Raw genomic sequence first — 12,815 nt, forward strand, 5'->3', positions numbered from 1 at the left:
GCCAAGGAATCGGGCCGCCCCGGGGCCCTGCACCGCCAACCAGCAGCACAGGAGGGAGCACCATCATGTCCGACCTGAGCATCAGGGGGGAACCTGACGTGGGTGAGGTGGTCGACCTTGACGAGCGCCGGGCCCGCCGCGCCCTCGTCAGTCTCGTCAAAGAGGCGACCGTCCCCGAGGCGGCCCCGGTCGCCGACGCCATCCCGGAACAGGTGCAGCAGCCGGCCGTTGAGGACGCGCTGCCCGCCCACGGCTCTGGCCGCGCCCGCCGGTTGAGGCGCGCTGCTCGCCGGGTGCGCACGATCGCTACGCACGACCGCACCCGCAAGGCTCTTCGTGCGGCGGTCCGACACACCGCCTACGTGTGGGGAGGCGCCGGGGTCGTCACGAAGCGGGCCTGGGAGGGCCGCACCGTTGCTGTTCATCACCGCATGCGGGCCCTGGCTCTGGCGGCCGGGGACCACATGGCGGCTGCGGAGTGGCAGGCCAAGGCCGACTCGTTCCGCCGGGAGCGTCACCAGCGCCGGATGGACCTGATCACCCGCACCCCGCAGGCGGTGAAGTCCGCCGCCATCGGCGCGGCCGGTGTCGAGGGTGCGTTACTGCTGCTCGGCGCCTGCATGGCCATCCATGACCATCAACTGCACGACGTGGTGGCGCCGACTCTGGCCGCCGTCGACGCGGTACGGGCGCTGTGCTGGTTCGTGGGGGTCGCTTGGGGTCCGGCACTGGCGCTGATGACCCTGGCCGGTCTCTCACATCTGTGGCGGGCCGGGCAGAAGCACGAGACGGCCCCTCGATGGGCCCGGCCCGCATCCGGCGCGGTGGACGATGTGCCGATCACCCCGTCGATCGTGGTCAAAGCCCTGTCCGACCTGGGTGTCCCTCAGTTGAAGAAGGGCATCAAGGAGATGGCGGATGGTGCCGCGGGGATGCTCGGGCCGATCACCTTGGCCGGGTGCGGTGTCGAGGTCGACGTCACTTTGCCGTCCGGCGTCTCCACGGAGGAGGTCCTCGGTAAGCGGCGGAAGCTGGCGGAGAACATGAACCGTCACGAGCACGAGCTCCACATGACGCTCCCGCCAACCCCCCGCACCGTGCGTATGTGGATCGCTGACTCGGGTGCGCTCGATCTGCCGATCGGCCCGTCGCCGCTGGTCATCGACCCGGACACCACCGCACAGATGCACCACGGCCGGGCCCCGTGGGGGCAGGACCTGCGCGGGGACGCGGTGTTGGTCAACCTGCATCAAAAGCATCTGCTCATCACGGGCATGTCCAACCAGGGCAAGACGGCAAGCCTGCGGGCACTCGCCCTATGGACCGCGCTTGACCCACGGGTGAAGTTCCGGCTTGCCGACCTCAAGGGCGTCGGCGACTGGCAGATGTTCGAAGGCATCGCCGAAGTGCTCATCCAGGGCCCGACCGACGAGCACGTGATCGAGGCGACGCACATGGTCGAGGAGGGCGTCGCGGAGATGCAGCGCCGGGGGAAACTCATGCTCCAGCTCTCCGCCAAAGGCTGGAGCCAGGACAAGATCCTGGCCGACCCCCGCTTCGACCCGCTGGTGCTGATCGTCGATGAAGCGCAGGTGGCCTATGGATCCGGCGCCGTGGAGACCTACACCACGGACAGCGGAGCCGTCCGGAAGGGCGCGCCCTACGGGGGCGCGAAACAAGACTCCCGGTACTTCCAGGCCATCAAGGCCATCCATGACCAGGGCCGCGCGGTGAACGTCACCACCTGGGAAGGCACGCAAGATCCGACGGACGCCAACTTGCCCAAGCGGTCTCGTGAGGGCAACCACATCCGGGCATCCCTGGTGCTGGGCACCGAATCGCAAGCCAAGATGGCGCTCGGCGAGAACCCCGTCGACGCCGGCGCGGCCCCGCACAAACTCAGGCAGGGCCTGGACAAGGGCACCTTGGTGGTCGCAGGGGCAGGCATCGACATGCCGCCGGGACAGCCGTCCATCACGGTTCGGACGCACTACATCAACGAGGACGACGCGAAAGAGATCGCCGAGCGGGCCAAGGCTCTGCGATCCGGCCTCAAGACCCAGGGCGCGGACAAGGACGCGGCGCAGGAAGTGGACCACCTCGCCGACGTGCTTACCGTGCTCGGCCAGGCGGACCGGCTGAGGTCCCCGGACATGCTGCACGGCCTGAAGAACCTCAACAGCGCCGTGTACGGGGAGTGGACGTTCGAGGTTCTGACGCAGGCCCTGAAGCCGGTCGGGGCAGAGCCGCGCAAGTACAACGGCAACCCGTCGATCTCCCGTGCACGGGTGCTCGCGGCCATCGAGCGGCGTGCCGAAGAGGCCGAGAACACCACCGAGTTCGACGGACAGTGATGGGGAGGTAGTTGGGGAGGCACGGAAATCTTGGGGAGTTCTCCCCAACCACCTCCCCAACCCACCTCCCCAGCATTGACCTGCGACAACACCCCACTTAGGGAGTTTGGGGAGCCTGGGGAGGCACTCGCCGAACACCTCGGGAAACCCGCGAAATCACGCGCTGCGCCCCCTCCCCCATCCTCCCTCCCTGCACGCACAGTGATCGCTCTTGGAGGTTCAACCATGGCTCGACTGCGCATCCGGCGCGTCACCTGGCCCCGCGCCGCGCTCGTCCTGGCCGACACTCCCCGCCCCGACTGCCGCCTCTGCGACGGCGACGGCGGGACCGCGCACGACTACGGCGACTACGAGACCGGTGAGTACGCCGGGACCGAGTGGGACCCGTGCCCCTGCTGGAACGAGGACCGGTCCTGGGTCCTGCTCCCGCTCCCCAGGCTCCCGCGCCGCCGTCAGCCGCACGTCGACCCGTGGGGCAACGGCTACAGCGACGAGCCCCCGTTCTAGCAACGTCAAGGGCGGCCCCCGTCTCGCCAAAGTCCGGGGCCGCCCTCGTCCAGCACCGATCAGAGAACTGGAGACATCCAGCATGACCCATGCCACCTCGGTCCGGCGAGATGCCCGGACCGGCGCCCTGCTCGACCTCGCACTGCAGCTGGCGGCCGACGGGCTGCCGGTGCTGCCGCTGAGCGCGGACAAGCGGCCGTTCGGCAACTGCTCCGACTGCGCGGGCAACCGGTGCGGCGGGCGGCCGAACATGAAGACCCCCGGCCCCTGCGTGTGCCCGCGTCCGTGCCACGGCTGGGCCGCCGCCACCCTCGCCCCCGCCGTGCTCTCCTCCCACCCGTGGGCGGCCGCGTGGCGCCGAGCCGGGGCCGTCGCCTACCACCCCGGCGGCGCCGGCGTCACGGTCGTCGACCTCGACAGCCCGGCCGCGGTCGACTGGGCCCGCGCCACGCTGCCGCCGACCCGCACCGTGCAGTCGACGCGGGGCGAGCACTGGATCTACTCCGGCACCGTGCGATCGGTGAACGGCGTCCGCGCCAGTGTCGACATCAAGTCCCTGATCTCCTACGCCCGCTGGCTCGGCCCCGGCACCGGCACCATGACGGGCCTGCCTTCGGCCGTCCGTGCGCTCGCCGAGAAGAAGCCCACCGCCGTCCGGGCCGCGCCCCGCTCCCTCACGGTTCCCGCGCCGACCGGGGGTGGGCAGTGCCGTCACCGCTCGCCCGCCTACCTGGAGCGGGGGATCGCGATGGCGGAGCAGCGCATCACGGACGCGAGCAGCGGGATCCACTCCACTGTGTACCGGACGTTCCTGGCGGTGCTGTCCGCGCACGGCCGGTGCGGTTGCCTCACCGAGACGCACATCGTCCGGCTGTTCACCGCTGCGCAGTCCAAGGGGGAGTCCCCGCGGCACTGCACGGACGCGTGGACCAACGCCCGTACGGCTTTGGGGATGTGACATGGCCGAGGACGAGAAGAGCCCGGCCCGCGAGGTCATCACCGACTACGCACAGGAGCACTTCCGGTACTTCCGCACCATCGACGGCACCGTCTACGCCCAGCGCAACGGCCACCCCGTCGCCCGCCCGATCCGCTCCCAGGGCACGACCGGCAGCCACCGCCAGGAACTCATGGTCGGCCTGTTCCGCGACGGGCTCGGCGTCTTCAACGGAACCGCCTTGAAGGAGGCACTCGACTTGATCGAAGCACTCGCGCTCACCGAGGACGTCCAGCCCGTCCACATCCGCGTCGCCCCCGGATTCGACGGAGCGACCTGGCTCGACCTCGGGCGCGACGACGGCCGATCCGTCCGCATCCACCCCACCGGCTGGGACATCCTCATTCCCGACCCCCGTGAGGTCTGCTGGCGCCGCACCCAGCTCACCGGGGAACTCCCGCTCCCAGTCAAGGACACCGATGGCAAGGGCATCGACCTGCTCATGCGGCTGTGCAACTTCACCGATGCCCGCGCCGAGTCCCTGGCCCTCGCGTGGCTGATCGGCTGCCTCGGCCCCGATGTCCCGGTCCCTGCCCCCTTCCTTACCGGCCCGCAGGGCGCCGGTAAGTCCACCGCCGGCAAGATGCTCGTCCGCATCATCGAGGGCATGAGCGGCGACCTGCGCCGCGCCCCGAAGGACGAGGAGAACCTGATCACGGCCGTCGCGGCCGGATGGGTCACCGGCATGGACAACCTCTCCCACCTCGGCCCGGACTTGTCCGACCTCATGTGCTGCATCGTCACCGGCGCCGAGAACATCAAGCGCGCCCTGTTCACCGACGGCGACGTCGTCCGCGCCCGCTACCGCCGGCCGATGCTCCTGACCGGCATCGACGTCGGCGTCATCCGCCCCGACCTCGCCGAACGCCTCCTCCCCCTCCGCCTCGAACGCCCCTGCGTGCGGCGCACCGAAGCGGAGCTGTGGGCGGAGTTCGCACGCGACCTGCCCGTGATCCTCGGATCCGTGCTCGACCTGGCCGTCACCGTCCGGGCGACCCAGGCCGACATCCCGACCGACCTGCGCATGGCCGACTTCGCCCACCTGTGCGCGCAGCTCGACGCCGCCCAGAGCTTCGGCGCCCTGGACGCCTACCGGGCCAGCCTGGACGACCTCAACGACGACGTCATCGAGGGCGACCTCCTCGCCCAGACCGTCCTCAAGCGCGCCGCCGACATCGAGCCCGGCACCGACGTCCGCATGACGTCCGCCGAATGGCTTCACGGACTCACCCAGCTCTACACCGGCGAGGGAGAGTGCCGCCCCCTGCCCAAGGGCTGGCCCACCACCGGCAAAGTCCTCTCCGACCGCCTCAAGCGCCTCCAGCCCGTCCTCGCCGCCCGCGGCGTCCTTGTCGACTGGGGCCGCACCCGCACCGCCCGCTACATCGAGATGGCCCGGCCCAAGCCCGCGCAGGACGAGCAGGGCGAGGTGTTCTAGCCCCGCGCCACGCGGCCCGCCGCACAGGCAAGAGGAGCACCCCCGGCCCTGGCGCGACGGGTGCTCCTCTTGTTCTTCGGCGGCTTGCCGCCGCCCCAAAGGCGTGCCGCTCTGCGGCTCCTTCTTCACGCCTGAAGGGGCGCACAACAACAGACACAGGCCCCTCTTTTCCTAAGTAGGAAGACGCTGCGTCACCTGCGTCACCACGGCCCCGAAAACGGCCCCTGAGCTGCATCAACAAGGGTGACGCAAAGCCCGAATCGCTGCGTCACCCTTCGTCACCTGCGTCACCCCATGACGAACAGCTCTGTCACTGGTGACACAGCCCGTCACCCCCTGCGTCACCGAAACCCGCAGGTCAGAGCGGCAAATGACGCTGATGACGCCGTGACGCAGAAATCCCCACCTCGGACAGACACAGGGTCCTGGCCCGCCGTCTTCGCCACACGAAGGAGTGCCATGGCACGTCAGCCGATGCTCAAGCTCCCCGAGGTTCTCGCCGAGCTCGACATGAGCCGAGCCGCCTTCTACCGGATGCGCGCCCGCAACCAGGGGCCGCGCCTGATCAAGCTCCCCAACGGGCAACTCCGCGTTCGGCGTTCGGACCTGGACGCCTGGCTGTCCCAGTGCGAGGAAGCCGCCGCCTGATCCACCCCGCATCGAGGGGGCCCCACCGCCGGTGGGCCCCCTCGCCTATCTGGAGAAGCATGCTCACGTACGACGTGGAATTTTGGGCCATCCGGCAACGCAACCGCCCGAAGCCGTTCGAACTGCGGTGGCGAGTCGGCACGCAGAAACACTCCCGGAGCTTCAAGCTCAAGACGCAGGCCGAAGGGCGCCAGAACGAGCTAATGGCCGCGCTGCGCAAGCGCGAGCAGTTCGACGAGGAGACCGGGCTGCCGGTCTCTGAGCTTGAAGTTCTGACCACGCCCACCTGGTACGAGCACGCCACCGCGTACGTGCTCATGAAGTGGCCGAACGCGGCGGCCAAGCACCGCGCGAGCATCGCCGAGACGTTGGCCACCATCACGCCGGTCTTCGCGTCCAGCTCGCGCGGGACCCCGGAAGCATCCGTGCTGCGGAGGGCGCTCTATGGGTGGGCCTTCCGTGCGGTGCGGGACGCGGAGGGCACCCTGCGGCTGCGGCATCAGGTAGAGGAGCCGCCGGCCGACGTCACCAAGGCGCTCGCCTGGATCTCGGAACACACGTACAAGGTGACCGAGGTCGCCAAGTCGGACCGGCTGCGCGCGGCTCTGGACGCCATTTCCCGGAAGCTCGACGGGAAGCCCGCGGCCGACAACACGGTGAACCGTAAGCGCATGGTGCTGAGCAACGTGCTGCGGTACGCCGTCGAGCGGACGATCCTCCCCGCGAACCCGCTGGGTGGCGTGGACTGGGCAGCACCGGTGAAGGACGACGAGGTCGACTTCCGGTACGTCCCCAACCCGGAGCAGGTCACCGCCCTCATAGGGGCCGTTCGACAGATCAGCGACCGGGGCGAGCACCTGGCCGCGTTCTTCGGATGCCTCTACTACGCCGCCATGCGCCCCTCGGAGATCGCGGCCCTGCGCGATGCGGACTGCACCCTGCCAGCGTCCGGGTGGGGCGAACTCATCCTCGCCGGAAGCCGTCCCGAGGTCGGCTCCGGCTGGACGGACGACGGGAAGTCGTACGACGAGCGCGGCCTGAAGCGACGGGCGCGAAAGGCCACCCGCCCGGTGCCCATCCCACCTGTCCTCACGGCGATGCTCCGGGAACACCAGGAGCGGTACGGCGTGGCCGATGACGGCCGGCTCTTCCGGGCAGTCGAGGGTGGACGCGTCACCTCCACCGAGTACTGCGCGCTCTGGGACGCGGCCCGCCTCAAAGCCCTCTCGGCGAAGGAGGCGAAGACGCCCCTTGCAGACGTGCCGTACTCGCTGCGGCACGCGGGGGTGTCCCTGTGGATCAACTCCGGAGTGGACCCGGTGGAGGTCGCCCGGAGGGCGGGGCACAGCCTCACGGTTCTCTTCCGGTTCTACGCCAAGATCCTCCGGGGACAGCAGGACAAGGCGAACGCGCTCATCGAGCAGGGGCTCAACGGCGGCTGAGTCGCCGATCCTGGCCCGCACCTGGCCCGCACGCACTGGTCAGGACCGGGATACGGGCGAGTCAGGGTGAGACAGGGTGAACGCAGAGGGCGGGCCCCGGAATCCGGGGCCCGCCCTCTGACCTGCTGCTTCTCTGACCTGGCGGAGAGTGTGGGATTTGAACCCACGGTGACGTCGCCGCCACGACGGTTTTCAAGACCGTTCCCTTAGGCCGCTCGGGCAACTCTCCCCGCGTCACCCCGGAGGGGAGACGCGGGGATCAGCCTAGCGCGTCAGCTGTCGCCCTGGCGCTCGCCCAGGGTGAGCTGGGTCGTGGACTGCTTGCCGTCGCGTACGTAGGTGATGGTGACCTTGTCGCCCGGCTGGTGGGTCCAGATTTCGCTGATCAGGGTGGGGCCGCTGTCGATGACGGTGTCGTCGAGCTTGGTGATGACGTCACCGGGCTTGAGGCCGGCGCGGTCGGCGGGGCCGCCCGGGGCGACGGCGTCGCTGCCGCCGGCGCCGGTGGAGGCGATGGTGGCACCGTTGCCGGTGTCCTTCATGTTGACGGTGGCCTCGATGACCGGGTAGACGGGCTGGCCGGTCTTGATGAGCTGATCGGCGACGTTCTTGCCCTGGTTGATGGGGATGGCGAAGCCGAGGCCGATGGAACCGGACTGCTGGGATCCGCCGCCGAAGCCACCCCCGCCACCCGCGGACTGGATGGCGGAGTTGACGCCGATCACGGCGCCGTCGGCGTTGAGCAGCGGGCCGCCGGAGTTGCCCGGGTTGATGGAGGCGTCGGTCTGCAGCGCGCTCATGTACGAGGCGTTGGTGCCGCCGCCGTCGCTTGAGGCCACCGGGCGGTTCTTGGCGCTGACGATGCCCGTGGTGACCGTGCCGGAGAGGCCGAAGGGAGCCCCGATCGCCACCGTCGCGTCGCCCACGGAGACCTTGTCGGAGTCGCCGAGGGGGAGCGGGTTCAGACCGTCGGGGGCGTTCTTCAGTTTGATCACGGCGACGTCGTAGCCCTCGGCGCGACCGATCACCTCGGCGTCGTACCGCTTGCCGTCGGAGAAGGTCGCGGTGAGCCTGCCGCTGTCGGCGGCCGAGGCCACCACGTGGTTGTTGGTGAGGATGTGGCCCTGCTTGTCGTAGACGAAGCCGGTGCCGGTGCCGCCCTCGCCGTTGCTGCCCCGCGCCTCGATGGTCACCACGCTGGGCAGCGCCTTGCCGGCGATGTCCGCCACCGAGCCCGGCGCCCGGCTCTCCGCCTTGGGGTCGCCGGAGGAGGAGACGGTGGTCGAGGTGGAGGTCTCGTCGCGGTCCGCGGCCCAGTAGCCGACCCCGCCGCCGATCCCGCCGGCCACCAGCACCGCTGCCAGCACCGCGGCGACGATCCCGCCGGAGCGCCCGCGCCCGGACGGCGGAGGCGGCATCGGCGGCGCGCCCCACGCGCCGCCACCCGGACCACCGGCGAAGCCGCCGCCCGCCGCGCCGGCGACCGGGCCGCCGGAGCCGTACGGAGCGCCCGCACCGGTCCCGTCCCACCAGGTCCCCGAACCGTCCTGGGCCGGGGGCGGCGGGGGCGGAGACGGCGGGGCGGCCGACCCCACCGCCGCGGCGGTCGCCGGCATGGCCGTCGTGGCCGCGAGCTCTGGCGTGGGCGGAGTCTCCAACGCGGGCGCCGGAGCCAGGGGTTCCGTGGGCGCGGCCACATCCGGAGGCGAAGCCGGAGCCGGAGCCGGCAGGTCGTAGTCGCCGTCCGCCTGCGCCTCGCGCGTCTCCCGCGCCGCCGATGTCGCTCCCGCCGTCGGTCCCGTCGCCCGCTCCGGCGCCGGGCCGGACTCGGCATGGGCCACCGCGGGCTCGACGTCGGGCGCCGGAGACGCCGCAGACGGAACGGCGGCGCCCTCGTTCTCGGTGCTCACAGCTCTCTCCTCAGGTGCACGACGGTTTTCACAGCACGGCCGGCCCACGGCACGTGCTGACGAGCCTTCCACCAGCTTTTCCCACCGCGCGTCAGGCCACCGTAAGGAGCGACAGGTGCGACAAGTCAGACATAGCGGACCGTAGGTAGACCATATCCACGGACTCCTGCCCAGCGGTGGCACGATAACGCGATGACCTATGCGCGCCCGGCCGAGGAGATCCAGCCCAGTCCGCACACCCTCGCCGTCGTCGCCCACCGCGGGGCCTCGGAGGTCGCGCCCGAACACACCCTGGCGGCGTACCGGCGCGCGATCGACGACGGCGCCGACGCCCTGGAGTGCGATGTCCGGATGACCGCGGACGGGCATCTGGTCTGCGTGCACGACCGCCGGGTCAACCGCACCTCCAACGGCCGCGGCGCGGTCTCCGCGCTCGAACTCTCCGACCTCGCCGCCCTCGACTTCGGCTCCTGGAAGGGGCAGGGCGGCGACCCCGAATCCCCGGACCGCGACAGCACCGCGGTGCTCACCCTGGAGCGGCTGCTGGAGTACGTCGCCGACGCCGGGCGCCGCGTCGAGCTCGCCATCGAGACCAAGCACCCCACCCGCTGGGCGGGCCAGGTCGAGGCGCGGTTGCTCGAGCTGCTGCGCCGCTTCGGCCTGGACGCGCCCCCGGCCGGCCAGCCCTCGTCGGTACGCGTGATGAGTTTCTCCGCGCGCTCGCTGCACCGGGTGCGGGTCGCGGCCCCGGCCATCCCGACCGTCTATCTGATGCAGTTCGTGCTGCCGCGCCACCGCGACGGCCATCTGCCGCCCGGCGTGCACATCGCGGGCCCGAGCATCCGGATCGTGCGGAAGGACCCCGACTACGTCGCCCGACTGCACCGCGCGGGGCACCGGGTGCACGTCTGGACCGTGGACGAGCCCGAGGACGTGGAGCTGTGCGTCGCGCTCGGTGTGGACGCGATCATCACCAACCGACCGAAGGAGGTTCTCTCCCAGCTCGGCCGCGGCTGACCCCACCTGCTCGACCGCACCGACCGGTCCACCCATGGACCCCGCCCCACCTGCGAGAACGCCCATGGGCCGGCCCTCGACCGGTCCTTGAGCGACCCTCGCTCGGCACCCACTCGAGCCGCACTCGGGCCCCGCTCGGGCCGGCGGCCGGAATCCGACGCTCGGCCGCGCGACGGCGTGCCCGTAATCCGCCCCGTCCTCCCGCTCTGCGGCCATTACATGGAGTGCACCGGCGCGTTCGGAAGGTGTTCGATCGTGACGAGTGCGTCACTCGATGCCAGGTGGCCGGTTTCCGTTCCAGCTGCGCGGGGCATCCATCCCCTGGCGTGGGGCAAAGGAGGTCTCGGGGGTGGCGTTGGTGGTGGCACAGGAGGTGCCGACGTCGTCGAGCATGGCCGTACCCCATGGTCCGATGGGTGTCGGTCAGGCCAGGCGCCGGATGCGTGGGGATCTGCTCCGGAGCGGGGTGCCGGATTCGGTCATCGACGACGCGGTTCTCATCCTCTCCGAGCTCCTGAGCAACGCGTGTCGCTACGGCCGCCCGCTCCGCTCCGACGATCAGGGCGGCGGGGACATACGAGCCGCCTGGCGCGTCGACGACCGCGCGTGTCTGACCGTCGAGGTCACGGACGGCGGCGGCCCCACAAGACCGCTTCCGGCCACACCTTCGGTGACCGCCCGCGGCGGCCGCGGGCTCCACATCATCACCGCCCTGTCCAAGGACTGGGGCGTACGGGACACCGTCGGCGAGGTCACCGTATGGGCCGTCCTGTCCACGCGCGACGCTTTTGCTACGCGCGTCACGCTCTCGCCCGACATCGACCACGGCGAGGAGGAGGCCACCGGTAGCGGCGTCCCGGGGAACGTCCCCGGCGACACCCCGGAAGGCTTCCCCGGAGACATCCCCGGCGACATCCTCGAAGGAATCCCCGACAGCGTCCCCGAGATGGGCGCCCGCCGGATGAGTACAAGCCTCTCCGAGCCGGGACCTTCCCGCCTCGCCCCTTCCCAGCCCGAGCGCTCCGAGCGCGGCCCCCGCGAGGTCGGCGTCCCCGAGCTCGGCCACTCGGTCCGACACCCCTCCGGCCCGCACCGCTCCGAGCGGGACCGCTCCGAGCCCGGCCCCCGCGAGGGAGGCGGCTCCGGTCCGCGGGCGCCCCGTCCCCGCGTTCCCGGACGGTACGGGCACGGCCGCGCCGCCCACGGCCGCCCCGCCTCCGGTCACGAGGCCCTCGACGGCCTGGACGGCCTCGACTTCGCCGACCTGGACGAGCCGGCGTAACCGACGAGGTTCGACCCAAGGACTAGGCTCGCGCCCGTAACCGCCGTACGGGCCGCATCGACCCGTACGGTGCCCGCCTTGAGCCGTACCGACCGGGAGACAGCCACACCATGGCCAAGAAGCGCCGCCCCCAGACGAAGGCCGCAGGAGCACGGGTCAGCCCCGGATCCGCTGACGCCACCTACCCGGTGGTGGGCGCCCGCGAGCCCTGCCCGTGCGGTTCGGGTCGCCGCTACAAGGCGTGCCACGGGCGGGCCGCCGCGCACGCCGTGACCGAGTTGGTGCAGCGGCCGTTCGAGGGGCTGCCCGGGGAGTGCGACTGGGTGGCGCTGCGCGAGCTGGTGCCCGCCGCCACCGCCGAACTGCGCCTGAAGGACGGCCTGCCGGAGGGCGTGCCGTCGGTGACGCTGGCGACCGTGCTGCCCATGGCCTGGCCGGCCCTGCGCCGGGACACCGGCGCCGTCCTCCTCGGGCTGCAGAACGACACCGCCTCCGGCGACATCAGCCGCGACCTGGCGGACACCCTCCGGCGCGCGCTGACCGCCGAGCCGGGCACGGCGGTGGCGGCCGGGCGGACCACCGCCGAGGGGGACCGACTCCAGGACCTGCTGGACCCGACGGCGCCGTTCACGCCCGTCGTGCACGAGGGCTTCGAGTTCTGGCTGGAGAACGCGGAGGGGGCCAGCGGCGAGGTCGCCGCCTCCCTGGAGCGGGCCAACGCCGCCGCGATCCCGACCGCCCGGCTCACCGGCGTCGAGGCCGCGTACTGGTGCCAGGCCACGGAGAAGAACCATCTGCGCTGGGTCATGGCCCACCCGGAGGAGGGGCTGCTGGACGCGCTCGCGCGGCTGCACGCGGCGGGCGCCTCCTCGCTCGGCGAGGGCACCCGGCTCATCGGCTCCTTCCGGGCGCACGGGTTGGTCGTGCCGGTGTGGGATCTGCCGCAGTCGGTCCGCGCGGACGACGTGGAGAAGCCGGCCGCCACCTTCGCGGAGCGGCTCGGCGAGGCGCTGGCCTCCCAGGCCCCGCTGACCCCCGAGGAGCGGCGGGCGCGCGGCGGTCTCACCAACCGTCAGGTCACCCTGAGCTGACGCCCGACGGACGGGCCGGCCGCGCGGGCGTCCCCGCAACACGCCCCGCGGTCGGCCCACCGAGGATCCGCCCCACAACACGCCCCGCGGTCGACCCGCCGACGATCCCGCCCCGCAACACGCCGCGCG

General features: G+C 71.5%; 9 protein-coding genes, 1 tRNA gene and 1 pseudogene. 9 read left to right on the top strand and 2 right to left on the bottom strand.

All coding sequences use genetic code 11. From position 1 onward, the window contains the following. Window positions 1-65 precede the first annotated feature (65 nt). The 6 genes from LRS74_RS15915 (at window position 66) to LRS74_RS15940 (ending at window position 7,386) form a co-directional block, all read left to right on the top strand. Complete coding sequence (locus LRS74_RS15915) at window positions 66-2,354, top strand: FtsK/SpoIIIE domain-containing protein (RefSeq protein WP_277741624.1); 2,289 nt, start codon at window positions 66-68, stop codon at window positions 2,352-2,354. Between the two features lie 225 nt (window positions 2,355-2,579). Further along, entirely contained in the window at window positions 2,580-2,861 is a 282-nt protein-coding gene (locus LRS74_RS15920; RefSeq protein ID WP_277741625.1) for a hypothetical protein, read from the top strand. Window positions 2,862-2,943: 82 nt separating this feature from the next. Then, on the top strand, window positions 2,944-3,819 hold the full coding sequence (locus LRS74_RS15925) for a DNA primase (RefSeq protein WP_277741626.1): 876 nt from the start codon (window positions 2,944-2,946) through the stop codon (window positions 3,817-3,819). A 1-nt stretch (window position 3,820) separates the two neighbouring features. Beyond that, entirely contained in the window at window positions 3,821-5,296 is a 1,476-nt protein-coding gene (locus LRS74_RS15930; protein ID WP_277741627.1) for an ATP-binding protein, read from the top strand. Between the two features lie 459 nt (window positions 5,297-5,755). Continuing rightward, window positions 5,756-5,944 carry a helix-turn-helix domain-containing protein gene (locus LRS74_RS15935; protein WP_277741628.1) on the top strand — a complete coding sequence of 63 codons (189 nt, stop codon included), beginning with the start codon at window positions 5,756-5,758 and terminating at the stop codon, window positions 5,942-5,944. A gap of 59 nt (window positions 5,945-6,003) precedes the next feature. Further along, a complete protein-coding gene (locus tag LRS74_RS15940; RefSeq protein ID WP_277741629.1) occupies window positions 6,004-7,386 on the top strand; it encodes a site-specific integrase in 1,383 nt (460 codons plus the stop codon). A gap of 139 nt (window positions 7,387-7,525) precedes the next feature. On the opposite strand, the gene LRS74_RS15945 is transcribed toward LRS74_RS15940, so the two are convergent. Together LRS74_RS15945 and LRS74_RS15950 are read right to left on the bottom strand one after the other, a co-directional pair. Beyond that, a tRNA-Ser gene (locus LRS74_RS15945) sits at window positions 7,526-7,615 on the bottom strand. Window positions 7,616-7,658: 43 nt separating this feature from the next. Further along, complete coding sequence (locus tag LRS74_RS15950) at window positions 7,659-9,296, bottom strand: trypsin-like peptidase domain-containing protein (RefSeq protein ID WP_277741630.1); 1,638 nt, start codon at window positions 9,294-9,296, stop codon at window positions 7,659-7,661. A gap of 192 nt (window positions 9,297-9,488) precedes the next feature. Between LRS74_RS15950 and LRS74_RS15955 the strand changes: the two genes are divergently transcribed. The 3 genes and pseudogenes from LRS74_RS15955 (at window position 9,489) to LRS74_RS15965 (ending at window position 12,686) form a co-directional block, all read left to right on the top strand. Further along, window positions 9,489-10,313 (top strand): glycerophosphodiester phosphodiesterase, encoded by an 825-nt coding sequence (locus LRS74_RS15955; RefSeq protein ID WP_277741631.1) that lies wholly within the window; start codon window positions 9,489-9,491, stop codon window positions 10,311-10,313. A gap of 274 nt (window positions 10,314-10,587) precedes the next feature. After that, window positions 10,588-11,091 (top strand): annotated as a pseudogene (locus LRS74_RS15960) (ATP-binding protein); the annotation flags it as partial. A gap of 614 nt (window positions 11,092-11,705) precedes the next feature. Next, a complete protein-coding gene (locus LRS74_RS15965) occupies window positions 11,706-12,686 on the top strand; it encodes a DUF5926 family protein (protein WP_277741632.1) in 981 nt (326 codons plus the stop codon). The last annotated feature ends 129 nt before the right edge of the window (window positions 12,687-12,815 follow it).

The sequence above is a fragment of the Streptomyces sp. LX-29 genome, from assembly GCF_029541745.1.
Lineage (GTDB): Bacteria > Actinomycetota > Actinomycetes > Streptomycetales > Streptomycetaceae > Streptomyces.

Coding starts and splice junctions, on each gene's coding strand:
- LRS74_RS15915 (WP_277741624.1), top strand. CDS start 66: ATGTCCGACCTGAGCATCAGGGGGGAACCTGACGTGGGTGAGGTGGTC.
- LRS74_RS15920 (WP_277741625.1), top strand. CDS start 2,580: ATGGCTCGACTGCGCATCCGGCGCGTCACCTGGCCCCGCGCCGCGCTC.
- LRS74_RS15925 (WP_277741626.1), top strand. CDS start 2,944: ATGACCCATGCCACCTCGGTCCGGCGAGATGCCCGGACCGGCGCCCTG.
- LRS74_RS15930 (WP_277741627.1), top strand. CDS start 3,821: ATGGCCGAGGACGAGAAGAGCCCGGCCCGCGAGGTCATCACCGACTAC.
- LRS74_RS15935 (WP_277741628.1), top strand. CDS start 5,756: ATGGCACGTCAGCCGATGCTCAAGCTCCCCGAGGTTCTCGCCGAGCTC.
- LRS74_RS15940 (WP_277741629.1), top strand. CDS start 6,004: ATGCTCACGTACGACGTGGAATTTTGGGCCATCCGGCAACGCAACCGC.
- LRS74_RS15955 (WP_277741631.1), top strand. CDS start 9,489: ATGACCTATGCGCGCCCGGCCGAGGAGATCCAGCCCAGTCCGCACACC.
- LRS74_RS15965 (WP_277741632.1), top strand. CDS start 11,706: ATGGCCAAGAAGCGCCGCCCCCAGACGAAGGCCGCAGGAGCACGGGTC.